General features: G+C 71.6%; 21 protein-coding genes. 8 read left to right on the top strand and 13 right to left on the bottom strand.

Features of this window, described 5'->3' with window-relative positions; genetic code table 11:
• Nucleotide 1: 1 nt before the first annotated feature.
• The 3 genes from ACWEOH_RS01805 to ACWEOH_RS01795 are packed head-to-tail and all read right to left on the bottom strand — an operon-like array spanning nt 2 to nt 2,990.
• Complete coding sequence (locus tag ACWEOH_RS01805; RefSeq protein ID WP_452027715.1) at nt 2-868, bottom strand: glycosyltransferase; 867 nt, start codon at nt 866-868, stop codon at nt 2-4.
• Nucleotides 865-2,064 carry an ABC transporter ATP-binding protein gene (locus tag ACWEOH_RS01800; RefSeq protein ID WP_452027713.1) on the bottom strand — a complete coding sequence of 400 codons (1,200 nt, stop codon included), beginning with the start codon at nt 2,062-2,064 and terminating at the stop codon, nt 865-867. The genes ACWEOH_RS01805 and ACWEOH_RS01800 overlap by 4 nt, the downstream gene beginning before the upstream one ends.
• A gap of 11 nt (nt 2,065-2,075) precedes the next feature.
• Complete coding sequence (locus ACWEOH_RS01795; RefSeq protein ID WP_452027711.1) at nt 2,076-2,990, bottom strand: ABC transporter permease; 915 nt, start codon at nt 2,988-2,990, stop codon at nt 2,076-2,078.
• A 164-nt stretch (nt 2,991-3,154) separates the two neighbouring features.
• Here ACWEOH_RS01795 and ACWEOH_RS01790 point away from each other — a divergent pair, with 164 nt between their 5' ends.
• Nucleotides 3,155-5,584 carry a hypothetical protein gene (locus tag ACWEOH_RS01790; RefSeq protein ID WP_452027710.1) on the top strand — a complete coding sequence of 810 codons (2,430 nt, stop codon included), beginning with the start codon at nt 3,155-3,157 and terminating at the stop codon, nt 5,582-5,584.
• 136 nt (nt 5,585-5,720) lie between these two features.
• Nucleotides 5,721-7,193 carry a DUF2142 domain-containing protein gene (locus ACWEOH_RS01785; protein ID WP_452027709.1) on the top strand — a complete coding sequence of 491 codons (1,473 nt, stop codon included), beginning with the start codon at nt 5,721-5,723 and terminating at the stop codon, nt 7,191-7,193.
• Nucleotides 7,194-7,275: 82 nt separating this feature from the next.
• On the opposite strand, the gene ACWEOH_RS01780 is transcribed toward ACWEOH_RS01785, so the two are convergent.
• Genes ACWEOH_RS01780 through ACWEOH_RS01765 form a run of 4 tightly spaced genes read right to left on the bottom strand, consistent with a single transcriptional unit; the run spans nt 7,276 to nt 10,780 of the window.
• Nucleotides 7,276-8,253, bottom strand: coding sequence for a glycosyltransferase family 2 protein (locus ACWEOH_RS01780; protein ID WP_452027707.1), 978 nt, complete (start codon nt 8,251-8,253; stop codon nt 7,276-7,278).
• Between the two features lies 1 nt (nt 8,254).
• Complete coding sequence (locus tag ACWEOH_RS01775) at nt 8,255-8,701, bottom strand: GtrA family protein (RefSeq protein ID WP_452027706.1); 447 nt, start codon at nt 8,699-8,701, stop codon at nt 8,255-8,257.
• Between the two features lie 14 nt (nt 8,702-8,715).
• Nucleotides 8,716-9,678 carry a Gfo/Idh/MocA family protein gene (locus ACWEOH_RS01770; protein ID WP_452027705.1) on the bottom strand — a complete coding sequence of 321 codons (963 nt, stop codon included), beginning with the start codon at nt 9,676-9,678 and terminating at the stop codon, nt 8,716-8,718.
• 1 nt (nt 9,679) lies between these two features.
• Entirely contained in the window at nt 9,680-10,780 is a 1,101-nt protein-coding gene (locus ACWEOH_RS01765) for a DegT/DnrJ/EryC1/StrS family aminotransferase (RefSeq protein WP_452027703.1), read from the bottom strand.
• Between the two features lie 204 nt (nt 10,781-10,984).
• Here ACWEOH_RS01765 and ACWEOH_RS01760 point away from each other — a divergent pair, with 204 nt between their 5' ends.
• The 3 genes from ACWEOH_RS01760 to ACWEOH_RS01750 are packed head-to-tail and all read left to right on the top strand — an operon-like array spanning nt 10,985 to nt 14,422.
• On the top strand, nt 10,985-11,692 hold the full coding sequence (locus tag ACWEOH_RS01760; RefSeq protein WP_452027701.1) for an acyl-ACP--UDP-N- acetylglucosamine O-acyltransferase: 708 nt from the start codon (nt 10,985-10,987) through the stop codon (nt 11,690-11,692).
• A complete protein-coding gene (locus ACWEOH_RS01755; protein WP_452027699.1) occupies nt 11,689-13,272 on the top strand; it encodes a DUF2142 domain-containing protein in 1,584 nt (527 codons plus the stop codon). Before ACWEOH_RS01760 ends, ACWEOH_RS01755 begins: the two co-directional genes overlap by 4 nt.
• A complete protein-coding gene (locus ACWEOH_RS01750) occupies nt 13,265-14,422 on the top strand; it encodes a glycosyltransferase family 4 protein (protein WP_452027698.1) in 1,158 nt (385 codons plus the stop codon). The genes ACWEOH_RS01755 and ACWEOH_RS01750 overlap by 8 nt, the downstream gene beginning before the upstream one ends.
• On the opposite strand, the gene ACWEOH_RS01745 is transcribed toward ACWEOH_RS01750, so the two are convergent.
• Genes ACWEOH_RS01745 through ACWEOH_RS01735 form a run of 3 tightly spaced genes read right to left on the bottom strand, consistent with a single transcriptional unit; the run spans nt 14,409 to nt 17,571 of the window.
• Nucleotides 14,409-15,500 (bottom strand): glycosyltransferase family 4 protein, encoded by a 1,092-nt coding sequence (locus ACWEOH_RS01745; protein WP_452027696.1) that lies wholly within the window; start codon nt 15,498-15,500, stop codon nt 14,409-14,411. The genes ACWEOH_RS01750 and ACWEOH_RS01745 overlap by 14 nt on opposite strands.
• Nucleotides 15,497-16,702, bottom strand: coding sequence for a hypothetical protein (locus tag ACWEOH_RS01740; RefSeq protein ID WP_452027695.1), 1,206 nt, complete (start codon nt 16,700-16,702; stop codon nt 15,497-15,499). Before ACWEOH_RS01740 ends, ACWEOH_RS01745 begins: the two co-directional genes overlap by 4 nt.
• Complete coding sequence (locus tag ACWEOH_RS01735) at nt 16,699-17,571, bottom strand: glycosyltransferase family 2 protein (RefSeq protein ID WP_452027693.1); 873 nt, start codon at nt 17,569-17,571, stop codon at nt 16,699-16,701. The genes ACWEOH_RS01740 and ACWEOH_RS01735 overlap by 4 nt, the downstream gene beginning before the upstream one ends.
• Nucleotides 17,572-17,625: 54 nt before the next feature.
• On the opposite strand from ACWEOH_RS01735, the gene ACWEOH_RS01730 reads away from it, so the two are divergent.
• Together ACWEOH_RS01730 and ACWEOH_RS01725 are read left to right on the top strand one after the other, a co-directional pair.
• Nucleotides 17,626-18,801 (top strand): glycosyltransferase family 2 protein, encoded by a 1,176-nt coding sequence (locus ACWEOH_RS01730; protein WP_452027691.1) that lies wholly within the window; start codon nt 17,626-17,628, stop codon nt 18,799-18,801.
• Entirely contained in the window at nt 18,801-19,799 is a 999-nt protein-coding gene (locus ACWEOH_RS01725) for a glycosyltransferase family 2 protein (RefSeq protein ID WP_452027689.1), read from the top strand. Before ACWEOH_RS01730 ends, ACWEOH_RS01725 begins: the two co-directional genes overlap by 1 nt.
• Nucleotides 19,800-19,804: 5 nt before the next feature.
• On the opposite strand, the gene ACWEOH_RS01720 is transcribed toward ACWEOH_RS01725, so the two are convergent.
• The 3 genes from ACWEOH_RS01720 to ACWEOH_RS01710 are packed head-to-tail and all read right to left on the bottom strand — an operon-like array spanning nt 19,805 to nt 23,673.
• The gene (locus ACWEOH_RS01720) at nt 19,805-21,118 is read right to left on the bottom strand and encodes an O-antigen ligase family protein (protein ID WP_452027688.1); all 1,314 of its coding nucleotides are present in this window, start codon (nt 21,116-21,118) and stop codon (nt 19,805-19,807) included.
• The gene (locus tag ACWEOH_RS01715) at nt 21,115-22,470 is read right to left on the bottom strand and encodes an O-antigen ligase family protein (RefSeq protein WP_452027687.1); all 1,356 of its coding nucleotides are present in this window, start codon (nt 22,468-22,470) and stop codon (nt 21,115-21,117) included. Before ACWEOH_RS01715 ends, ACWEOH_RS01720 begins: the two co-directional genes overlap by 4 nt.
• A gap of 24 nt (nt 22,471-22,494) precedes the next feature.
• A complete protein-coding gene (locus ACWEOH_RS01710; protein WP_452027685.1) occupies nt 22,495-23,673 on the bottom strand; it encodes an acyl-CoA dehydrogenase family protein in 1,179 nt (392 codons plus the stop codon).
• 105 nt (nt 23,674-23,778) lie between these two features.
• Here ACWEOH_RS01710 and manA point away from each other — a divergent pair, with 105 nt between their 5' ends.
• Nucleotides 23,779-25,038, top strand: coding sequence for a mannose-6-phosphate isomerase, class I (manA, locus tag ACWEOH_RS01705; protein WP_452027683.1), 1,260 nt, complete (start codon nt 23,779-23,781; stop codon nt 25,036-25,038).
• Nucleotides 25,039-25,051: the final 13 nt, after the last annotated feature.

Below are 25,051 nucleotides of genomic sequence, written 5' to 3'. Positions count from 1 at the left end.
GCTAGCGCGTGGCGCGGCGCTCGGCGAGGGCCGAGCGCAGCCGCAGGCCGGTGAGCAGCACGACCCGCACCGGCCAGAACAGCGGTCGCGAGTACTTCTTGCGGATGAACCGCTCGGCGCTCCGATGGTGCGCGCGGATCATGGCCGCCGACTCGCCGGCCGTCGAGTGACCACCCGTGTGGGTGACCTCCGCCGTCGGCGTGAACCGATTGCGCCAGCCCGCGCGCGACAGCCGGTAGCCCAGGTCGACGTCCTCGAAGTACATGAAGAAGCCCTCGTCGAAGCCGCCGATCTCGTCGAAGGCCCGACGGCGCACGAGCACGCACGAGCCCGAGAGCCAGCCGGCATCGCGCTCGGCGTCGAAGGCGGACGCGGCGTGGTAGCGCCGGGTCCAGGGGTTCGTCGACCAGATGTTGGAGAAGAGCGCGTGCCCCGATCCCACGCGGATGCCGGGCACTTCGCGGGCGGAGGGGTAGACGCTGCCGTCGTCGTTGCGCACGATCGGCCCGACGGCGCCGATGTCGGCCGAGCCCGCGCCGGTCGCGAGCATCCGGTCGATGGCGCTCGGATGGAACACGACGTCGGGGTTCGTGATCATCACCCACTCGACGTCCGCGGGCAGGCCGCGGACGACCTCGTTGATGGCGCCCCCGTAGCCGAGGTTCGCACGCATGGGCACGTACGTGCCGCCGACCGCCGTGACGACCTCCCTCGTCGTGCCCGACGTCGGGAGGTTGTCGGCGACGACGACGAGCGGCGGCTCGGACGCCGCGACGGGGAGGCTGCCGAGCATCGTCCGGAGCTCGTCCTCGGAGCCGTAGCTCACCGAGACGACGGCGACGATCGGACGGACCACCCCGTCGCTCATGCGAAGGTGGGTGTGACGGTGCCGGATGCCGCGAACTGCACGACGCCCGCACCGACGGGGTCGTCGGCGTAGTCGAGCATGCCGGCAGGGTCGAGCAGCGTGATCGGCTCGCCGCCCCCGTCGGTCGCGCCGGCGCTGATCACGAGCCGGTTGATGCCGAAGTTCGTCGACGGGATCGAGAACCGCACGTCGTATCGCCCCGGCGCGGTCGGCAGGTCGATGCCGAGGCCCTCGGTGTTCAGGCGGTAGACGGCGTGTCCGAGCGTGGACTGCAGCGTGAAGCCCGTGATCCACTCGGTCTCGCGCAGCACCTCGGCGTGCACGGTCACGGTGAGGTCGGTGCCCCGCTCGATGGGCTTGCCGCCCAGTGGTCGGCCCGCGGCATCCGTGACCGAGACCGAGGTGATCTCGACCGCCGGCTGCCGGTGCTCGCCGGACTCCGACTCCTCGTTCGCCAGCCGATCGCGCTCGTAGCCGTCGCGCAGCACGCGGATGCCCTCGCCCACGCCGCCGTCGTGGACGACGCGGCCGCCGTCGAGGACGACCGCCCGGGTGCAGACATCGGCGACCTGCTCGGAGGAGTGGCTCACGAGCACGATCGTGCGACCCTCCTTCTGGAACTGGCGGATCTTGTTCATGCACTTCAACTGGAACGGCTCGTCGCCGACCGCCAGCACCTCATCGACCAGGAGGAGGTCGGGATCGGAGTGCACGGCGACGGCGAACGCGAGGCGCACGTACATGCCGGAGGAGTAGAACTTGACCTGGGAGTCGATGAACTCGCCGATGCCCGAGAACTCGACGATGTCGTCGAACACGGCGTCGGTGTCGGCCGTGGACATGCCGAGGAGGGCGGCGTTCAGGTAGACGTTCTCGCGACCGGAGAGATCGGGGTGGAAGCCTGCGCCGAGCTCGAGCAGGGCCGCCACGCGACCGCGCCGGTAGACGTCGCCGCCGCTGGCCTCGATGATGCCGCCGATGACCTTGAGGAGCGTGCTCTTGCCGGAGCCGTTGTGGCCGATCAAGCCGACCGTCTCTCCGAGCTCGATCTCGAGGGAGACGTCGTCGAGCGCCATGAAGTCGGAACGCGACTTCTCGCGCGAGCGCCAGTACAGCACGCGATCCTTGAGGGACTTGTCCTTGTGCAGGACGAATCGCTTCGAGACGTGCTCGATGCGGACGAGTGGTTCAGCCATGGGGTCGTGACTCACAGTTCCTGTGCGAAGTTGCTCTGGAGGCGGGAGAAGATCCGCTGCGCGATGAGCAGCATGACCCCGCAGACGAGGATGGCGATGAGCATCCTGAGCCAGAGGTAGTCGGGCCAGTACTGCGTCGGATCCTCGGTTCCCGAGACCCACATCGCCTTCTGCATGCCCAGCACGCCGAGCGTGACCGGGTTGGCGAGGTAGAGCTCTTCGAGCCACGTTCCGCCGATGGCCTGGTGCACGAAGCCGACCGAGTAGACGATGGGCGAGGCCCAGAACAGGACGAGGAGCAGGATCTCGACGAGGTGCTGGACGTCGCGGAGGTAGACGTTCAGCGCCGACAGCACGAGCGCGAGCGCCGTGGCGAAGGTCAGGATGAGCACGATGCTCAGCGGCAGGTACACGAGGTCGGCATGCAGCGGCGGCTGGCCGAGCACGATCGTGGCCAGGAGCAGGATCGCGAACTGCACCACGAAGTTGAACGAGGAGGCACCGACCGTGGCGAGCGGGAAGATCTCGCGCGGGACGTACACCTTCTTGACGAGTCCCGAGTTCGAGACGATCGAGTTGGTGCCGGCCGTCACGATCTCGCTGTACAGCGCCCACGCCGTGAGGCCCGCGAACACGAAGATCGCGAAGTCGGGGATGGAGCGGGCGGCCCCCAGGAACTGGCCGATCGCCACGTAGTAGATGACGAGCTGGGCGAGCGGTCGCATGAGCGACCAGACCACGCCGAGGCTGCTGTTCTTGTACTTGGCGCGCACCTCGCGGCTGACGAGCCGGCCGAGCAGCTCACGGTGATCGAACACCTCGGCGAACGACTTCCACGTCCCCCGGCCGAGCGAGTTGTCGCGCCCGATGCGTCGCAAGGGCTCGTTGACGACGCGCACGCCCTCGGCGCCGCTGCGTTCCGACATGTTCCACGTACTTTCGGTCTCGGATGATCCGTACGATCCTACCGACTCGCCGACTGGGCTTCGGCCGTGAGACCGTGTCGCTGGCGGGGTCCGCCCTGCAGGTGCCCTAACCTGAGCGGGCCGGCCGCGGCCGGCACCAGTCGGACGACCCGGGGGGAGCTTCGATGACGAGCGCACCGGCCGCCATGCTCCGCGCCCTCCTGGTCGTGACCGTGCTCGTCGCGGGCGTGCTCGTGCCGTGGACCTCGACCGAGCAGCGGGCGGACGCGCTGAGCGCCGCCGACTGGGATGCCGGGAACATCATCAGCGACGCGGCCTTCTACGACGGCGCGGCGATGACGGAGGCCGAGATCCAGCGCTTCCTCGAGTCGATGGTCGGCTCGTGCCAGAACTCCAACTGCCTCGCGGTCTACCGGGAGAACACCCCCACGCGCACCTGGTCGTTCGGCACGTGCTCCACCTACCCCGGCGGCACCGGGGAATCGGCCGCACGGATCATCTTCAAGGTGCAGCAGGCGTGCACCCTGAGCGCGAAGGTCATCCTCGTGACGCTCCAGAAGGAGCAGAGCCTGCTGACGAACCGCGCGCCGTCCGACGGCGTCATGCGCAAGGCGATGGGCTACGGATGCCCCGACACGTCCGCCTGCGATTCGACCTACTACGGGTTCTTCAACCAGATCTTCGCCGCCGGGCGCCAGCTGACCTGGTACGGCAACCCCGCGGGATCGTTCACCTCGATCCGCGTCGGACAGGTCAACAGGATCCAGTACCACCCCGACGCGAGCTGCGGCACCAAGGACGTGCTCGTCAGGAACCGCGCGACAGCGGCGCTCTACTACTACACGCCGTACACGCCCAACGCGGCCGCCCTTGCGAACCTCACCGGAACCGGTGACGGCTGCAGCGCCTACGGCAACCGGAACTTCTGGGTCTTCTACAACTCCTGGTTCGGATCGCCCACCTCCGGCGCCAACCCGATCGGCAACGTCGAGCTCGTCTCGGCGCAGCCGGGCACGTTCCGGGTGGTCGGCTGGGCGCTCGATCCCGACACCAGCGCGTCGATCGACGTGCACGTGTACGTCGGAGCGACCGGCGCCGTCTACACCGCGAACCGCAACCGTCCCGACATCGGGGCCGCGTACCCGGCCGCCGGCTCGGCGCACGGGTTCGACATCGCGGTGCCGGTGACCGGTCCGGGCAGCGCGTCCGTGTGCGTCTACGCCATGAACTACGGTGCCGGTGCGAACGTGCTCCTGGGGTGCTCGACCGTCGCCGCGCTCACGGGGTCGCCGGTCGGCGCCCTCACGGCGGTGACGACCGGGCCTGGGACCGTCGCGGCATCCGGCTGGGCGATCGACCCCGACACGGCGTCGCCCGTCGGCGTGCACGTCTACGTCGACGGCACGGGCGTCGCGAGCACCGCGTCGAACGCGGTCGACGGCATCGACCCCGCGTACGCCGCCTACGGGCGCGAGCACGGATTCGCCGTGTCCGTCGCCGCCGCGCCGGGCAGCCACCAGGTCTGCGCCTACGCGATCAACACGGGACCGGGTGCGAACGTGCAGCTCGGATGCCAGACGGTGACGGTCCCGGAGAACGTCATCACCGAGCAGGGCCGGGCACCGGTCGGCGCGCTCGAGAGCGTGGTCGCCGGCTCGACGGGGATCACCGCGAAGGGCTGGGCGATCGATCCCGACACCGCCGCCGCGATCCCGGTGCACGTCTACGTCGACGCGACGGGTGCGGCGTTCACGGCGAACGTCCCGCGCACCGACCTGCCGCCCGCGTGGGCCGCGTACGGCACCGGCCACGGCTTCGAGGCCACCACGGCGGCGGAGCCGGGGACCCGGAACGTCTGCGCCTACGCGATCAACACCTCGGGCGCGCCGGCGCTGCTCGGGTGCGAGCAGGTACAGCTGACGGGCGGGATCGCCGACCAGGGCCGCGTCCCGATCGGCAATCTCGAGGCGGTGCGCTCGGCAGCGCCGCGCGAGGTGTCCGTGTCCGGGTGGGCCATCGACCCCGACACCGTCGCGCCCATCTCGGTGCACGTCTACTTCGGCTCCACCGGGACCGCGACCACGGCCGACGGCGATCGGCCCGACGTGGCCGCCGTCTACCCGGCGTACGGGTCGAAGCACGGATTCTCGTGGACCGGAACGGTGGCGCCGGGTTCCTACAACGTGTGCGCCTACGGGATCAACAACGGCGCCGGCGGCAACGTCCTGCTCGGCTGCCGGACGGTGACCGTCGCGCCCGAGCCGGCTCCGCCGCCGCCGACGGACTCGCGGTTCGCCCCGATCGGCAACCTCGAGGCCGCGGTTCGCGCGGACGGCGGCGTCGCGGTGTCGGGCTGGGCGCTCGATCCCGACACGTCGGCCTCCATCGACGTGCACGTGTACGTCGACTCGAACGGCACGGCGCTGCGCGCGACGGGTTCGCGGCCCGACGTCGCCGCCGCGTTCGGGCTCGGGCCCGACCACGGATTCTCGGCGGTGCTCCCGATGGGCGCGGGTCCGCACCGGGTGTGCGCGTACGCGATCGACGCGACGAACGCGCCGCCCGCCGCGCTGGGGTGCATCGACGTCCCGTAGCGCGACGGTAGGATCGTCAACGCCCTGTGTCGACGGCGCCGCATCGCGCCTCTGAGAATCGAGCTTCGCCCTGCACACCCTGACTCGCGCCCTCCGACGGCCGCTCCCGCTCTTCCTCAGCGTATGGGCCGGCCTCATGATCGCTGCGATCGCGTGGGCCGTCGCGACCCCGCTCGGCGGCAGCCCCGACGAGCCGGCGCACATCATCAAGGCGGCGTCGGTCGCCCGCGGCCAGTTCGTCGGCGATCCGACCGACCAGCCCGCGGTCCGCTCGGTGCAGGTGCCCGAGGGGATCGCCACGGCCGCGCAGTGGCCGTGCTACGCGTTCGCGCCCGCGACGCCGGCGAGCTGCCTCCTCGACGTCGCCGACGGCGCCGACCTCGAGCGCGCGGACACGTCGGCCGGACTCTACAACCCGACCTACTACCTGCTCGTCGGGTGGCCGAGCCTCCTCACCGACAACACCTCGGTGGCCGTGATGGGCATGCGCGTGGTCGGCGCGATCCTCGTGTCCTTCTTCCTGGCCGCCGGCTTCTCGGCGCTCCACCGGCTCAATCCGAACCGGGTGACGGCGTTCGGGCTCGCCGCGGCGGTCACTCCGATGGTCCTGTTCCTCGCCTCGGCCGTGAATCCGAACGGCCTCGAGATCGCCACGGGCTTCGCGCTCCTCTCCTCGCTGCTGCTCGTGCTCGGGCGCGTCCCGCTCGAGCGACGATGGCCATGGCTGGTCCTGATCGGCGCGTCGGGCGTGCTGCTCGCACAGACGCGGGGCCTCTCGCCGCTGTGGATGGCCGTCATCGCCGCCGTCGCCATCATCGTGACGCCCTGGCCGCAGGTCATCCGGGAGCTGCGCCGATGGCCCGTGATCCTGACGATCGCGGTGCTCGGCCTCGGCGTGCTCGCCGCCGTCGGCTGGACGTTCGCGACCGGAAGCCTCGGCAGCATGGGCAACTTCCCCGGCGCGACGGACTCGCCCAGACGGGCCTTCATCATCATGCTGTTCCGCACGTTCGACCCCGGGCTCTTCGGCATCTTCGGCTGGCTGGACACGCCCGCGCCGGCCTTCGTGCTCGCGTTCTGGTCGTTCCTGGCGTTCGCCATCGTGGTCGCCGCCGTGGTGGTGTCCAGGGGACGCCGCACGTGGGGCCTCGCCCTCGCGGTCGTCGCGCTGCTCATCGTGCCCGCCGTCGTGCAGGCGGCATCCGTGCAGGCCAGCGGCTACATCTGGCAGGGACGGTACGCGCTCGTCGCCTACCTGACGCTGGTCGCGCTCGCGACGGCCATCGCGGCTTCCGCGCTCCCGGCGTCGACCCCGTTCCCCGATCGCTGGCGCCGTCGGCTCGTCGCCTGGATCGCCGGGCTCGTGGTCCTCGGGCAGACGTGGGCGCTGTTCGCGACGTTCCAGCGGTACCAGGGCGGGCTCCCCGTCGACCAGGTCATCCTGCATCCCGTGTGGACGCCTCCCGGCGGCCTGATCCTGTGGCTCGCCGTCATCGCGATCGCGACGGGGTTCACGGCGTGGGCCGCCGTCGCCGGAACGGCGCCGATCGACCGTGCACCCGCCGACGAGGAGGACGCCGAGCCCGAGGCCGCGATCCCCGCGAGCTAGGTGTGTCTCCCGAACGGCGTGTCCGGGTGGGACGGCGCACGGTTGCGGGCCGCGACCGTGCGAGGCGCCGCTCGACCGCGAGCTAGCTGCGCGCCACCGGATCGGGGAACGGCTTGTAGGTCGGCGTGGACGGGCTGGCCTGGATGTCGAGTTGGAGCGCGCTGATCAGCATCTGCGTCCCGATCATGAGGGGCAGCGCCGCGAGCATGACGGTGCCGGCGGTGGCGATCACCGAGCCGACGATCACGAACGCGATCCAGACGGCGACGCCGAGTCCGAAGAGGAACGACGCGATGCCGAGCAGCAGGAGCAGCGCGATCGGCGAGAACGACCAGAGCACGTACCGGTACCAGATGCGCCGCCAGAAGCCGCGGAACAGCAGGTCCATGAGCTCGGGGACCACCTTGCCGAGCCGGATGCTCGACACCTCCTCGCCGTAGACGGCCGGGACGGGGACGTCGACGGCGGAGACCTGCTGGATGTTGAGGTGGATGAGCAGGTCGTTCTCGAACGAGTAGCGCTTGGCGACGTGGTCGAGCGGGATGTTCCGCAGGACGTCGGTGCGGACGGCGGTGTAGCCGTTCTGCGGGTCGAAGAGGTGCCAGTAGCCCGAGGCGAGCTTGGTCATGAACGAGAGCACGACGTTGCCGAAGACGCGGTAGCGCGGCATCCCGTGGAAGGACTCGGGCGCGTAGAAGCGATTCGCCTTCGAGAAGCCGTAGCCGTCGTCGGTGACGCGGTCGAGCAGCGCCGGGAGGTGCTTCGGATCCATCTGTGCGTCGCCGGCCATGACGACGTCGATGTCGGCGCCGAGGTCCATCGCGGCGCGGTGTCCGGTGATGATCGCACCGCCGACGCCCTGGTTGACCTCGTGCCGGATCAGGGTCACGCGGGGGTCGTCGAGGGACTGGACGACCTCGCTCGTGCGGTCGGGGCTGCAGTCGTCGACGATGACGATGTGGTCGACGAAGTCGGGCATCGTCTCGACGACCGTGGCGATCAGGGCTTCTTCCTTGTACGCGGGCACCACCGCCGCGATCGTCGCATTCTTGTAGACCACGTCAGGCGTCCTCTGCGCTTTCCTTGCTCGTCTCGTCCCCGCGCTTGGGCGCGAAGACCCAGAAGCGGTAGACGAAGTAGTTCCAGATCGTCGTCATGACCGTGGCCACGACCTTGCCGACCGCCCACCCGGCAGGCGTGAGGTCGATGAGGCCAACGATGGCGGCCGTCGCGAGCGTGTTGAAGACGACGAGCACGGTGTATCGGAACAGGGCCCGGCCGTGCGGGGCATCCGACCCGAACGAGAACACCCGCTGGATCGTGTACGTGAACGCGAAGCTCAGCACGAACGCGATGCCGGCCGCGAGCCACGTGGGGAAGCCGAACACCTCGCGGAACAGCCACAGCAGGCCGAAGTCGAAGAGGAACGCGGCGACGCCGGCGATCAGGTAGCGCAGCGCGCTCCAATCGATGAGCGCAGGACGGTCGCGCCCTTCGGTCTCCGACATCGTCGCTTCCCGGCTCACGCCGTGACTCGCTGCGAGATCACGTGGTCGACGACCTCGTGCGAGGGCAGGATCGTCGCCCGCTCGGCGGCCGCGCTGACGCGTCCGTCGATGACGTCGTTGAACCGCGCGAACTGCGCGGTCAGCGGCTCGACCGAGGTGATGACCTCGGGGATCTCGATGATCGTCTGCTGGCGGTAGGAGGGACCGTCGCCGATGGAGTCCTCGGAGACGTGGCGGTAGATCGTCACGTCCCGGCGGAGCAGGTCGACCTCGATGAGGCGGTCGAGCTCGTAGATCGACAGGCTCCGGATCTTGTGCTGGCCCACCCGGCTCGCGGAGATGCGCGCGACGGCCCCGTCCTCGAAGCCGAGGAGCGTCTCGGCGACGTCCTCGGCGCCCGGCACGGAGTTCGGGTGGAAGAAGCCGAGGCGGCTGTCGACGCTCGCGGGCGCCGAGCCGATGAGGTTGATCGCGAGGTCGACGTCGTGCACGAGGAGGTCCCAGGCCACGCCGGTGCGGATGCGGGGGGCGTAGGGGGAGTGGCGCGTGGCGGTGACGTGAAGGGGGTCGCCGAGTGCCGCGCGGGCCGTGAGCACCGCGGGGTTGTACCGCTCGAGGAGGCCGCACATGATCGGCACGTCGCGGGTCTCCGCGAGCTCGAGGATCTCGCGCGTGTGCAGCAGGTCGTCGGCCACGGGCTTCTCGATGAGCAGCGGCTTGTCCTGGTTCAGCACCTCGAGGGCGAGGCCGTAGTGCGCCTCGGTCGCGGCGGCGACGACGACCGCGTCGACGTCGTGCAGGTCGGGAAGCTCGGGCGCCCAGGCGGCGCCGAGCCGGTCGGCCATCTCGCGGCCCACGCTCTCGCGCGGGTCGACGAGCACGGCGAGGGTCGCCTGGTCGGACTGGGAGATGACGCGAGCGTGGTTCGCGCCCATGTTGCCGGCGCCGACGAGGGCGATGCGCTTCACTGCGGCCATGTCACGCTCCCGCCACGTCGCGCACGGACGCAATGATGTGGTCGAGCTCGGCGTCCTCGAGGGCCGGGTGCACCGGCAGCGAGACGACCTCGCGGACGATGCGCTCCGCGACGGGCACGTCGCTCGTGCGGACGAGCGGGTTGTCCCGGTACGCGTCGTAGTCGAACACGAGCTTGGGGTAGTAGACGCCGCTGCCGACCCCGCGATCGAGGAGCTGCTGCACGAACTCGTCGCGGGACACGCGCGCCTCGGGCGTGACGCGGATCGTGAACTGGTGCCACACGTGCTCGCGGCCGTCGAGCTGGCGGGGGGCGATGACGCCGGGAACGCCGTCGAGGCCCTCGATGAGTCGCGCGGCATTGCGGCGACGGCGCTCGACGGTCGCGTCGTAGCGCGCGAGCTGCGGGATGCCGATCGCGGCCTGGAGATCGGTCATCCGGTAGTTGTTGCCGGCCATCTCGTAGACGTAGCGCGCGCGCATGCCCTGGTTGCGGAGCAGGCGCAGGCGATCGGCCAGCTCGTCGTCGTCGGTGGTGATCACGCCGCCCTCGCCCGTGGTGAGGTTCTTCGTGGCGTAGAGCGAGAACGTGCCGAGTCCGTAGCCGCCGGCCGAGCGGCCGTGGTAGCGGGCGCCCTGCGACTGCGCGGCGTCCTCCAGGATCCGGAGGCCGTGCTCATCGGCGATCCGCACGATGGGGTCCATGTCGGCCATCTGGCCGTAGAGGTGCACCGGGAGCAGCACCTTCGAGCGCGGGGTGAGCTGCGCGGCGACCGCGTCGGGGTCGATGTTGAAGTCGTCCTCGCGGATGTCCGCGAACACGGCGGTCGCGCCGGCCTCGAGGATCGCGTTCAGGGTGGCGACGAACGTGAACGGCGTGGTGACGACCTCGTCACCCGGCTCAAGCTCGAGGACCTGGAGCGCGGCGATGAGCGCGGTGGTCCCGTTGTTGACGGCGATGGCGTGCTTGGTGCCCGCCTGCTCGGCGAATGCGGTCTCGAACTGGGCGACCTTCGGTCCCTGGGCGATCGCGCCGGATCGCAGGACCTCGAGCACCAGTGCTTCTTCGTCCGGTCCGAACTGCACGGTGGTGATGGGGATCATGTGGCCTCGTGGGGTGGATTGGGTGGTGCCGACGACCGGCACGACCCACCAATGTACCCGGTGGTCCTGCGCCGGCTCCGCGCGGATCGCGTTCCGCGGCTGCGACACTCGTAGGATTGGACGAGCGTGCCCCGCGGTCGTGGCACACCAGAACAATCTACCGTGTCGTCAGCGGCTGAACTCACGAGCCGCCTGTGAGGCAAAGTGAACAGCATCCATCCCACCGCCGTGGTCGACGGCGACGTCGTGCTCGGCACCGGCAACACGATCGGCCCGTTCGCGGTCGTCACGGGTCCGGTCGTGCTCGGCGACGACAACTGGATCGGCACCGGCGTGGTGATCGGCGCGCCCCCCGAGGTGCGCAGCTGGCCCCATCCGACGGATGCCGCGGAGCGGTCGTCCGGCAACGGCATCACCATCGGCGACGGCAACGTCCTGCGGGAGTACGTCCAGGTGCACCAGGGCTGGAAGGGGCGGACGCGGATCGGCGACGGCGCGTTCATCATGAACCAGTGCTACCTCGCGCACGACTCCGCCGTCGACGACGGCGCAACGCTCGCCTCGAGCGTCCTGCTCGCCGGTCACGTGCACGTGGGCGCGGGCGCCAACCTCGGCCTCGGCACCGCGGTGCACCAGTTCCGCACCATCGGACGCGGCGCCATGATCGGCATGTCGTCTGCGGTCACGAGGGACATCCCGCCGTTCGCGAAGGCGTTCGGCAATCCTGCGGCGGTGCGTGGCGCGAACGTGATCGGCATGGAGCGGTCCGGAGTCGACGGCGCGATCATCGCGGCGCTCGCCGCGGTCTACGCGGGCGAGTCGGACGACGTCGCGGCCATCGCCGACGACGCCATGCGCGCGGCCGTCGAGGCGTGGATCTCGACGCGCGCGGCACGCGGAGCCGCGGAGTGAGCGCGTCGGCGACGGCGCCCGCGCCCTCGCGCCGGGCGCGCGTCATCCTGTTCGTCCTGCCGTTCTCCGTGTTCGCCCTGCTCGGCATCCTGTGGTCGCTGGCGTCACCGGTGTTCAGCGTGCCCGACGAGAACGCGCACGCCACCAAGGCCGTTGCGCAGGTGCGCGGGCAGATCATCGGGTACACGCTGCCCGACGTCCGGCACATCGTGGTCGACCTGCCCGAGGGGTACCACTACACCCAGGACACGCTCTGCTACGCCACGCACCCCGACGTCTCGGCCGGGTGCGCCGTCGACTTCGGCGACGAGAACGGCCAGGCCTGGTTCAACACCTGGGTCGGTGCGTACAACCCCGTCTACTACTACCTCGTCGGCTGGCCGAGCCTGCTGTTCGACGGCAACGCCAGCATCATCGCCATGCGCATCGCCAGCTCCCTGGTCGGCGCCGCGCTCCTGGGCTGGGCCTTCCTCGCCGCGTCGTCGGGTGCGCGATCGCGCTGGATGCCGCTCGGCGTCGCCTTCGCGGCTGCGCCGATGAGCATGTACCTCATCGGCGCCGTCAACCCGAACGGCGTCGAGCTCGCCGCCGCGGTCGCGCTGTGGGCTGGCACGCTGCGGTTGCTCGAGACGTTCCGCGACGACGGCGGACGACCGTGGTTGTCACGCAACGCGCTGTGGGCCGGCGTGGCGCTCGCGTCCATCCTGCTCGTGAACGCCCGGGCGCTCGGCCCGCTCTGGCTCGTGATCGTGGTCGGGCTGTGCTGTCTCGCCGTCGGCTGGACGGCGGTCCGGCGGCTGTTCACGACCGGCGCCAGCTACTGGTGGCTCGGCGCCATCGCCGTCGGCGGCCTGTTCTCGCTCGGCTGGACGCTCTCGGGCGGCAGCCTCTCGAACCAGGCCGAAGCCTCGGACGCGCCCTTGGTCAACGGGACGTTCCTGCAGGGTTTCGCGTACATGCTGCGCACGACCCCGTGGTACCTCCAGCAGGCGGTCGGCTACTTCGGGTGGTTCGACACCCCGTTGCCGGTCTGGGCGTACTGGCCGTTCGTCGCGGCCTTCGCCGTGGTCGTCGTGCTCGCGTTCATCGCGACGCGCCGTCGGAGCGTCCTCGTGCTGTCGGCCGTCGTCCTCGCCGCGATCCTCGTCCCCGCGCTCGTGCAGGGCTACAGCGTGCACCAGACGGGCATCATCTGGCAGGGCAGGTACGGGCTGTTCCTCTACCTCGGCATCACCGTCGTCGCCGCGTGGCTCCTCAGCCGAGACGCGGGAGCGCTCGACCATGTGGCCACGCGGGCGGCGTGGGTCGTCGGCGCGCTGCTCGCCGGATACGGCGTCATCGCGTTCTTCCTCGTCCTCGTGCGGTACGTCGTCGCCGATGACCCCGTCGGGGAGATGCTGACGGCTCCCGAGTGGCAGCCCCCGCTCGGCTGGCTCGTCCTCACCGCCGGTTACGTCGTCGTGTCGCTCGGACTCGTCGCGCTCGTGGGCCTCGCCACCCGTTGGATCGTCCGCCGCGAGGCCGTCGTTCCCGAAGCCGACGAGCCGCGTCCCCTCGAGGAGGCCACGGCCCGTGGCTGAGCCCCGGGTCGCGATCGCGTACGACTGCCTGTTCCCGATCGACGCGGGCGGCGGCGAGCGCGTCTACCGCCGCATGGCCGAACTGTTCGCCGAACGCGGCAGCACGGTCGACTACGTCACCCGCCGCGGTCGCGACGCGGGCCCCGACGCGGGATTCACGGTCGCCGGCGTGTGGAGCGGCGACATCGCCGACGCGTCGGGCACCCGCACGACGTCGAGCGCCGTCGGCTTCGCCCTCGCGCTCTTCCGGTACTTCGTGCGCCACCGTCGCGACCACGACCTCGTGGTCGTCGCGGCCCTGCCCGTGCTCAACGTGTTCGCCGTGCGGTTCGCGCTCCTCGGCACGGGCACGGTCGTCGCGACCGACTGGCTCGAGATCTGGACGTGGCGCAAGTGGCGCGCGTACTCGGGCGCACTCGTCGGCACCGTGGCGTTCGTGCTCCAGTCGCTCGGCGTGCACGTCGGCCGCGTCCAGACGGTGAACAGCGGCTTCACGCGCGACCGGCTTCGGCGATATCGGCGCCGGGCGGACCCCGTCGTGCTCGGGCTCGTCGACCTGGTCGGCGAGGGCACGGATGCCGCGGGCGCGACCGCGACGCCGCCGTTCGCGCTCTTCGTGGGCCGCCACATCCCCGACAAGCGCCTCGACGCACTGCCGCCGGCGCTCGCCGCAGCGCGCGTCGCCGTGCCGCGACTCGAGGCGGTCGTCGCAGGCTCAGGGCCCGAGACCGACGCCGCTCGACGGGCCGCCGAGGCCTCGGGCGTCGCCGGCGCCGTGCGATTCGCCGGGCGCGTGCCCGACGACGAGCTCGAGCGGCTCATGGGCGAGGCGGCGGTGCTGGTGAACCCGTCGGCGCGAGAGGGCTTCGGCCTCGTGGTCGCCGAGGCGGCGTCGCACGGCACGCCGTCGGTCGTCGTCGCGGGCGAGGACAACGCGGCGGCGGAGCTCGTGGTCGACGGCGAGAACGGGTTCGTCGCGGCATCCGTCGCACCCGACGTGCTCGGCGCGGCGATCGCGCGCGCCGTCGAGCGCGGCGAGCCGCTGCGGCGGTCGACGGCGGCGTGGTTCGCGCGCGAGCGTCGGGCTCGCTCGCTCGCCGGCTCGGTGGCGCAGCTCGTCGAGCGGTGGCGGTCGGTCAGCTCGCGCTGAGGGCGTCGAGGAGCGCCGCGCGCGTGGCGGCGGCGGTGGCGTCCCACGAGAACTCCGCGGCCCGGGCGAGGCCGGCGCGCGACATCCGCTCTCGCTCGGCGGGGGAGTCGAGGAGCGACCGGATCGCCCCGGCGATGGCGCCGGGGTCCGTCGGGTCGACGTAGACGGCCGCGTCGCCGGCGACCTCGTGCATGACGGGGAGGTCGGAGACGATCACGGGGCAGCCGCGGGCCATCGCCTCGAGCGGCGGGAGGCCGAACCCCTCGAAGCGGGTGGGGAACACGAGCGCCGTCGACTCGGCGTAGAGCTGGTCGAGCTCGTCGCGCGAGAGCCAGCCGCGCAGGGTCACCGCGTCGCCGAGGCCGAGCCGGTCGACGACTGGCGCCAGCGGGTCGTCGCCGTGGCTGCCGGTGACGACGAGGTGCGGCCGGTCGTCGGCGTCGAGCCGGGCGAGCGCCTCGAGCAGGGTCTCGAAGCCCTTGTGCGGCATTCGGTTGCCCACCGCAAGGAGCCGGTCGTCGCGTCGCGCCGCACCGCCCGCGTCGGCCACGACGCGCGACCCGGCGAGCGGAGTGACCACGACCCGGTCGGCCCGGACGCGCAGGAAGTCGACGATGTCGTCGCGCGAGGCGCGGCTCACCGTGAGCACGCGGGTCGCGGCACGGGCGGCGAAGCGGATCATGGTGCGCAGGATCCGCGAGTAGGCGCCGGGCACGTACTCGGGATGCCGGAACGCGAGCAGGTCGTGCACGGTCAGCACGACCGGCACGCGTGAGCGCCACGGGCCGAAGTTCGCCGGGCAGTGCACGAGGTCGGCACCGAGCCGGCGCGCGGCGCCCGCGACGGCGACGAGCTCGCCGCGCGCCCAGGCCACGCGGTCCTCGCCGCTGATGCCCGAGTCCACCACGCGTCCCGGGAACCACGAGGTGTCGGTCGCGGCGAGCTCGGTCGACGCCCACCCGACGAACTCGAGGTCGGGGTCGTCGGCGGCGAACCGCGAGTAGACCTCGCGCACGTACGACTCCATGCCGCCCTTCGTGCCCGTGTAGAAGAGCAGGTCGACGAGCACGCGCCTCATGCGTCGCCGCCCGGTTCGACGGCCGCGGCGTCGGTGCTCGTGCCGCCCGCGGCCGCTGCGGCCTCGCGGATGCCGCGGGCCAGCCGTCGCCGTCGCGCGACCTCGTACACCACGGCCGACGCGAGCTCGGCGACGAGCAGCCCGAGGAACACCGCCGACAGGCTCTGCGCGGCGAGGCCGAGCGCCGCAAGCCCGAACGTGAGCACCGACACGGCCGCGCGCAGCCCCGTCACGAGGCGGACCTCGCCGGCGCGTCGCAGGGCCGCGAACGGGATCGTCGTCGCCAGCGACGCCGCGCGCCACGCGCAGGCGAGCAGCAGCGGCACGAGCGTCGCCGACTCGGTCCACGCTTCGCCGAAGACGAAGGCGAACACGCCGGCGAACTCGAGCACGAGCAGCGCGACGACGGCGGCGAGCACCGAGGCGCCCGAGACGACGATGTCGAGCCGAGAGTGCTCCTTCAGGAGTCGCAGCCGCATGAAGTTCAGCGGGATCGCGAGGAGCCCCGACACGGTCGAGATCGACGTGAACAGCACCGCGTCGGCCGAGCCGAGGAACGCGAGGATCATCGTGTTGAGCAGCGGGTAGATCACGCCGGTGATCGCCGTGTCGGCGACCACCCAGCCCATGACGGCCGGCTCGGGCCGGCTCGCCCGGTGCGTGACCGGGAGGCACCGCACGCACGTGGCGACGGCGATGCCCACGACGAGCGGGATGAGCGCCCACTGCTGCTCCGCGAACCCGGCGAGCACGCCGATGAGCGCTCCCAGGCCGACGGCGACGGATGCGGCGATCTCGCGCCGGTCGAGCCGCTCGGCCACGGAGACGCCGCGACCGACCTCGAGCGCGGCGATGAGGATGGGCAGCCCGATCGCGAGCGCGATCGCGTTCGGCGGGATGATCGCGAGCACGAGCGCCGTCAGCACCGAGATCGCGGCGAGCCACAGCGGGAAGACCACGCGCCGCTCCGTCGCCGCCGAGCTGAGCCGCGACTCGACGACCACCGCGAAGGTGAGCTGCCCCGCGAACGTCGCCACCAGCACGGCCACGGCGAGCACGCCCTGTTCCTCGACCGTGAAGAGCCTCGACGAGATCGACACCGTCGCGGCCGGGATGACGGCCAGCGAGATGCCGCCGAGCAGCGTGATGAGGCTCATCGCGGCGCGTCGCATCCGGATCGGCCCGGGCATGGGCTCGGTCACCGCGTCACCGCCTCGGTCGAGCCGCCGAGCGTACGCCCCAGGGTTCCCTCGGCGCGGCCGAGGAACACCCACCAGCCATCGCCGACGGTGTTGGTCGTGCGATGGCGCAGCCCGAAGGCGAGCCCGCCGAACACGAACGCGAGTCGCCACCACAACGGGTACCGATGCCGTACGACGAGGCGCCCGAGCCCGCGTCCGTAGGCGCGCAGCTTCCGGCGCCGTTCGCGCGTCGACAGTCCCGACGGGTCGGCGATGCCCCCGACGCTCACGTCGGGCGGCAGCCACGCGAACGCGGCGGCGAGGTCGGGCCGCCGCTCCGCCATCCGCAGCAGCAGGTCGGTCGCCTCGCCGGCCTGCCACGGCGTGGGCGCGCCGGTGCCGAGGTCGGGGTCGAACCCGCCCACCTCGTCGAACACGGACCGGCGCATGAGGAGCCCCATCTCGATGACGTTCCACACGTTCCACCGGTCGAGGGGCGTGCCGGCCGAGGGGAGCGTGAACTTCGGGCCGTGCTCGTCGACGACGGTGAGCGCGCCCGCCGCGACCGACCCGGACGCGGCACGGATCGCCGCGACGCTCCCGTCGGGGAACCACGTCGTGTCGTTGGGGAAGTGGAGGAGCCGCTCACCCGGAGGAAGCGCGGCGACGCCGGCGTTGCGGCCCCGGGACGCGCCGCGCTCCGACGTGGTCACGTCGATGGCGACGTCGGAACCGCGGAAGCGCTCGGCGAGGCGCTCGACGGCCTCGCGATCACCCTGCGCGACGAGCACGATCCGGTCGTCGGGGCCGACCTGCGGGGCGAGGGATCGCAGCAGGCGCTCGAGCGGTTCGGCCCGACCGAGCGTCGAGACCACGAGACCCAGATTCATCGCACCCATTCTGTACGATGGTGAGGCCGCCCCGCGTACGACAGGACCCCTCGCATGCCGACTTCCACCGAGGCGATCGAGCTCTCGATCGTCATGCCGTGCCTGAACGAGGCCGAAACGCTCGCCACCTGCATCGACAAGGCCCAGGGCTACCTCGAGCGCAGCGGGGTCGTCGGCGAGGTCGTCGTGGCCGACAACGGGTCCACCGACGGCTCGCAGGACATCGCCCGTGCGCACGGCGCGCGGGTCGTCGACGTGCCCGCGAAGGGCTACGGCAGCGCGCTCCTCGGTGGGATCGAGGCCGCCCGCGGCGAGTACGTCATCATGGGCGACGCCGACGACAGCTACGACTTCTCCCGGCTCGACCCGTTCGTCGAGCGGCTTCGCGCGGGCGACGAGCTCGTCATGGGCAACCGCTTCCAGGGAGGCATCGCCGAGGGCGCCATGCCGCCGCTGCACAAGTACCTCGGCAACCCGGTGCTCTCCTGGATCGGGCGCGTGCTGTTCCGCTCGCCGATCGGCGACTTCCACTGCGGTCTCCGCGGGTTCAACCGGCGGTCGATCCTGAACCTGCACCTCCAGACCACGGGCATGGAGTTCGCGAGCGAGGTCGTGGTGAAGTCCACCCTCGGCGGCCTCCGCGTCTCCGAGGTGCCGACCACGCTCGACAAGGACGGCCGCAGTCGCCCGCCCCACCTGCGCAGCTGGCGCGACGGCTGGCGCCACCTGAGGTTCCTCCTCATCTTCAGCCCGCGCTGGCTCTTCCTCATCCCGGGCGCGGTGGCGTTCTTCATCGGTCTCCTCGGCACCCTGTTCATCAGCTTCGGGCCGATCATCCTCGGCGACGTCGGCTTCGACGTGTCGAGCCAGGTGTACCTCGCCGCCCTCACCGTCGTGGGCTACCAATCCGTGCTGTTCGCGATCCTCACGAAGATCTACGCGCAGCATGAGGGCTTCCGCATACCGAGGTCGCGCAACTTCGACCGGCTCGAACGGCGCATCAGCCTCGAGAGCAGCGCGCTGGTGGGCCTCGCGATCTTCGTGATCGGGCTCGCGATCGCGATCTGGCAGTTCTCGATGTGGGCCGCGAGCGGCTTCGGGTCGCTCGACCCCTCGAGCACGCTGCGCACCGCCGTGCTGGCCGCCCTGCTCATGATGCTCGGCGCGCAGACGATCATGGCCGGCATGTTCCTCGGCGTGCTCAACGTGGGCCTCAAGCGGAACCGCTGATGCCCGACTCGCCCCGGGCGCGCGTCTCGGTCGCGCTCGGCACGCACAACGGCGCGCGCTACCTCCGCGAGCAGCTCGAGAGCATCCTCTCGCAGACGCACCCGGTCGACGAGATCGTGCTCTCCGACGACGCCTCGGGCGACGGCACGGTCGAGCTCGCCGAGCAGGTCCTCGCCGAGCACCGGTCCACGGATGCCGCGACGCCCGCGCTCGTCGTCGAGCGCAACCCGGTGGCGCTCGGAGTGACGCCCAACTTCGAGCAGGCGCTGCGCGCGGCATCCGGCGATCTCATCGCCCTCAGCGACCAGGACGACGTGTGGCATCCCGACCGCGTGGAGCGTGCGGTGGCTGCGTTCGACGCACGCTCAGGGCTCGACCTCGTCGCGGCCGAGGCGCGCCTCGTCGACGAGTCCGGCGCGCCGCTCGGCTCCTCGCTGCTCGAGACGCTCGGCGTCGACGAGGCGACGCGCACGAGGCTCGGCACGGATGCCGCGTTCGCAGAGCTCCTCAAGCGGAACCTGCTGACCGGCGCGACCATGATGGTCTCGCGCTCCCTCGTCGAGCGCGCCGCGCCGTTCCCCGCCAGCTGGGTGCACGACGAGTGGCTGGCCGTCGTCGCGTCCGTGGGCGGGGGCATCGCGGTCATCGCCGAGCCCGTCATCGACTACCGCCAGCACGGGGCCAACCAGATCGGGGTCTCGCGCCTCGGCGCCGGCGGCAGGCTCGCCCGCCTCCGGGAGCCGCGCACTGCACGGAACGCGCGCCTGCTCGCGCGGGCGCAGGACCTCGCCGACCGTCTCCCCGCGATCGCCGGAGGCGAAGCGACGGTGGATGCCGAGGTGCGCGCGAAGCTCGACCACGAGCGCATGCGGCAGGGGATCCCCGCGTCGCGGCTGCGTCGCCTGCCGTCGGTCTGGCGGGAGTGGCGATCAGGCGCATACGGCCGCTACGGCCTCGGCGCGCAGGACGTGCTGCGCGACATCGTGCAGCCCGTGTAGGGCGCCTACGCGAGCTCCTCGTGCGTGGGCGCGGGCGGGCGGCCGGCCGCGAGCGCGTCGCGCCAGCTCATGTCGCGCGCGGCCTTGACGGCGCAGACGACGAGCAGCATCCAGCCGCCCTCGCCGAGGGCGAAGCTCTCGGCGAAGCTCGTGACCGCGATCACGACGAGCATGAGGGCCGGCCACACGTACACGACGCTGCGCCGGCTCGAGGCGAGCAGCCACGCGCGCACGAGCGCGACGCCGACGAGCGCGATGAACAGGGCCGCGCCGATGACCCCGACCTGGAAGTACACGTCGATGTAGGCGCTGAGGGCCGACGAATGCGGCCGACCGGTGGCGAGCTCGATCCACGTGTAGGGCGGCGTGTCGGGCCAGGTGCCGACCCATCCCCAGCCCTGCAGCGGGTTCTGGTTGAGGTACCGCGACAGTTCGCGCCAGACGTCGAGCCGCACGTCGAACTCGGCGCGCGCGTCGAGGAGCTCGATGATGCGGATCCGCAGGATCCACGCGGTCACGACCGCCGCGAGCCCGGCGACGAGCAGCACGAGCTGCCATGCCCAGCGCGTCGCGGGCGCCGACCGGCGCAGGCCGTAGAGCGCACCGAGCGCCAGGAGGGCGGCCCCGAGCGCGACCCACGTGGTGGGTGAGCCCGAGAGCAGGATGCACAGCGCAGCCAGCACGATCGAGGCGATGGCGCGCCCGCGCTGCACGATCTTCGTGCGCCACTCGACGATGAACGTGAGCAGCGCGATGAGCGCCACGAAGCCCAGCACGTTGCGCGACCCGAAGACGCCCTGGATGGGCCCGAGCGCCGCGAGGTTCCCCTGGATGCCGAGCACGGCGATGGGTGCGTCGATGAGGATGCCGGCGAGCACCTCGAGCCCGATCGAGACGGCGAGGAGCACGCGCATGACGTCGCCGAAGGCGCGCACGATCTGGATGGTGTCGCGCATCAGCGCCACGTAGACGCCGATCACGGCGAACGCCACGAGGTAGAGCACCCGCAGCGACGTGGCGCCGGGCGTGCTGCTCCAGAGCACGGATGCCGCGCACCACCCGACGAACACGAGGATCGTGATCGGCAGGATGCCGTACCACTCGACGGCCCGCCACCGCGCGACGAGCGAGAGCCCGCAGAGCACGAGGAGGCCGACGAGCGCGGCGACGAGCCCGGGCCAGCCGATGAGGCTGCGCACCGCGTGGGTCGAGAAGGCGAAGCCCACGGCGAGCAGCGTGAGGGCCTGCGCGAATCGGGCGGAGCCCGCGAACTCGCGCAGCGCGCGACTGAGGTGCGCGCCGGCGGCGGGATCCGTCATCGGGCGGGCTCCGACGGCGGCATCCGCGAAGCCGGGATCGGCGGGGGCTCGGCGGGCAGCGGCTCGGGCGCCCACTGCCGGCGCTTGGTCGACCAGGCGATGGCGATGAGCAGCAGCCAGCCGCCCTCGACGAGGATGCGGCTCTCGGCGAGGCTCTGGCTCACGAGCGCGACGAGCACGAGCAGGGGCACGAGCGACGCGGCGGAGTGGGGGAGCGGCCGGCCGGACTCGTCCTTCGGCCGGTCGACGGCGAGGAACCACGATCGCCACAGCGCGCCGATCACGATCGACGCGAACGCGATGAGTCCCACGATCCCGAGCTGCATCCACACGTCGAGCCAGGCGTTGTGCGCCTGCAGGTACTCGACGCCGTTGCGCACGGCGAGCCCCTGGAACGGCTCGACCCACGGCTGCCAGTAGCCGATCCAGCCCCAGCCGAACCACGGCCGCTCGGCGGCCAGGCCGATCACCGACGACCAGATGTCGAGCCGGCCGGTGAGGTCCTCGCTCTTGCCGAACAGGTCGAGCAGTGCGCCCCAGAACACGACGAGCAGCGCGACGGATGCCGCGAGCACCCCGGCGGCGGCCCAGTACACGCCACGGCGACGGTCGGGCCCGACCCGACGCGCCCAGGCGACGAAGCCGAGCGCGACGAGCACGACGACGCCCACGATGATGACGGTCGCCGACCGGGTGAGCAGCATGACCGCGCCCGAGACCACGAGCCACCCGATGCCCTGCGCCCAGCGGATGCTGCCCGCGGCGAGCCGCGCGCCGAACACGATGAGCCCGAGCAGCGCGATCATGCCGAGCAGGTTGCGGCTGGCGACGATGCCCTCGATGGGGCCGCCCTGGAAGAGCAGGTCGCGCGACCAGAAGAACGCGGCCGGTGCGTCGTCGCCGTAGTCCGTGAAGTTCGGCGGCAGCGGCTCCTGTACGAAGATCGCCACCCACAGCTCGAACGCGATCGAGAGTCCGAGCACCCACTTGATCGCCGAGGCGAGGGCGCGCTCGATCCGCGTCCAGGTGAGGCACAGGGCGAGCGCGACGCCGGTGAACGTCGTGACGAGCGTGATGACGACGCCGAGCACGGATGCCGCGGGGTAGAACGACCACGCGATGGACAGCACTGCGAGCCCGACGAACGCGATCGTCGACTTCGGAACCCGGCGCCACCGCCACGTGGGCTTCTCGGCGACGACCAGGATCACCGCCCCGACGACGACCGCGAGCGCGACCGCAGTGAAGCCCCACCAGCCGAGCAGGTTGCGCCAGAACTGGCCGGCGAGGACGGTGAACAGCGCGAACGTCGCGTACGCGCCGATGAGCGTGCGGCGTCGGCCGGTGGTCATGCGTCCAAGGCTATCGCGCGAGCCTCAGACGAACGCGGCGGTCCCGGTGATCTTCCGGCCGACGATGAGAGTGTTCATCTCGCGCGTGCCCTCGTAGGAGTAGAGGGCCTCGGCGTCGGCGAAGAACCGGGCGGCGTGGTGGTCGAGCACGATGCCGTTGCCGCCCATCGCCTCGCGCGCCCATGCCACGGTCTCGCGCATGCGGGAGGTGGCATACGCCTTGGCGAGGGCGGAGTGCTCGTCGCGCTGCTCGCCGGCGTCGAGCATCTCCGATACGCGCACGACCATGCCGATCGACGCGGTGATGTTGCCGAGGCACTTCACGAGCAGGTCCTGGATGAGCTGGTGCGAGCCGATGGTCCGCCCGAACTGGACACGCTCGGTCGCGTACCCCACGGCCGCTTCATAGGCGCCGATCGCGGTGCCGACGGCGGCCCAGGCCACCTCGGCGCGCGTGTGGCGCAGGACGCTCGCGGTCTCGCGGAACGAGTTCGCCGCCTGGAGGCGGAGCGACTCGGGCACGCGCACGTGGTCGAGCACGATGTCCGCGTTCTGCACGGGGCGCAGGCTGATCTTGCCCTCGATCTTCGTGGCGGAGTAGCCGGGGGTGGACGTCGGGACGATGAAGCCCTTGACGTGCCCGTCCTCGACGTCCTTGGCCCAGATGATGGTGATGTCCGAGAACGTGGCGTTGCCGATCCAGCGCTTCGCACCGGTGAGCACCCACTCGTCGCCGTCGCGCGTCGCGGTCGTGCGCAGGCCCTGCGCCGAGTCGGAGCCCGACAGGGGCTCCGTGAGGCCGAACGCGCCCACGATCTCGCCGCTCGCGAGCCTGGGGATCCATTCTGCGCGCTGCTCGTCCGAGCCGCACAGCGACAGCGAGCCGGTGACGAGGCCGTTCTGCACGCCGACGAAGGTGGCGATCGACGCGTCGACGCGGGCGAGCTCCAAGGCGACGAAGCCGCGGAAGACGGCCGAGTTCTCGAACGGCGCCGTCTCCTCCCACGCGTACGAGAGCACGCCGAGGTCGGCGAGCGGCTTCACGAACTGCGTCGGGAACTCCGCGCGCTCCCAGTACCCGTTGATGACCGGCCGAACCTCTGCCTCGAGCCACGCGCGGAGCTCGGCGATCGCGGCCCGCTCCCGGTCGTCGAGGAGGGATTCGTACGAGTAGAAGTCGCTGGCGAGCGGCTCGAACGGCATGACTGCTCCAATGCGTCGGGTGGGATGGCCCGAGCCTACGGACCGCCCCGGCACCGCCCGAACCCGTTGGTAGTTTGGACCCAAAGGCGAAGGGGAGCATCGAGGATGTTTGTGGCCATCGGCAACACGCCGCGCGACTACGCGTGGGGATCGAGCAGCGCGATCGCCGGGTTCCGCGGCGTCGAGCCGTCGGGCTCGCCCGAGGCCGAGCTCTGGCTCGGCGCGCATGCGGGGTCGCCCGCGCGGGTGCTCGACGCGGCATCCGTCGGCCATGACGACCTCGCCGCGTGGATCGCGGCCGATCCAGAACGCGCGCTAGGGCCCGAGCTCGCCGCGCACGGCGCACGGCTGCCGTTCCTGCTGAAGCTCCTCGCGGCCGCCGAGCCGCTGTCGCTCCAGGCCCACCCGACGCCCGAGCAGGCCCGCGCCGGCTTCGCCCGCGAGGAGGCCGAGGGCATCCCCTTGAACGCCTACGACCGGAACTACCGCGACGCGTTCCACAAGCCCGAGCTCATCGTCGCCGTGAGCGACGAGTTCGACGCGCTGTCGGGCTTCCGGCCGCTCGACGAGGTCGCCGGCGTGCTCGCGGTGCTGCGCGAGGCGGATGCCGCGTCCGAGGAGCCGCAGCCCGGCGCGCTCGACCTGCTGGCCGCTCGCCTGCGCACCGCTGACCCGCTGCGCGACACGGTCGAGTGGCTCCTGCGTGACGGACGCGGCGAGGACACGGGCGAGGCCGCCTGGGTCGTCGAGCGGGTCACCGCGCTCGCCGCATCCGGGCCCGCCCGCGGCTCCGAGCACGCGGCATCCTTCGAGACGGTCGCTCGCCTCGCCGAGGTGTACCCGGGGGACCCCGGCGTCGTGATCTCGCTGCTCCTCAACCGCGTGGTCCTACGTCGCGGCGAGGCGCTCTACCTCGCGGCGGGCAACATCCACGCCTACCTGTCGGGGCTCGGCATCGAGCTGATGGCGGCGAGCGACAACGTCCTGCGCGGGGGGCTGACGCCCAAGCACATCGACGTGGGCGAGCTCCTCGACGTGCTCGACTTCACGCCCATCCCGCCGCCGCGGCTCGCGCCCGAGCAGGTCGGCTCGTCGCTCCAGGCGTTCCGTCCCGACGTCCCCGACTTCGTGCTCTATCGCGCCGAGCTCGGCGGGTGGGCGGATGCCGCGCGCGTGCCGCTCACCGGGCCGGCCATCGTTCTCGCCGAGGACGGACCGATCCACCTCGCGGGTGCGCACGGCGAGGCGGAGCTCACCCGCGGCGAGGCGGTGTACGTCACCCCCGACGAGGGTGCGCTCGACGTGACGGGTGCGGGCAACGCGTGGGTGGCGACCACCGGGGAGCCTGCGGCATCCGTCGCCTGAGCTCGGCCGCCTG

The sequence above is a fragment of the Agromyces sp. NPDC004153 genome (genome assembly GCF_053603635.1).
The sequence above is the reverse complement of the archived record's forward strand: the minus strand, read 5'-3'. Positions and strand labels throughout refer to the sequence as shown.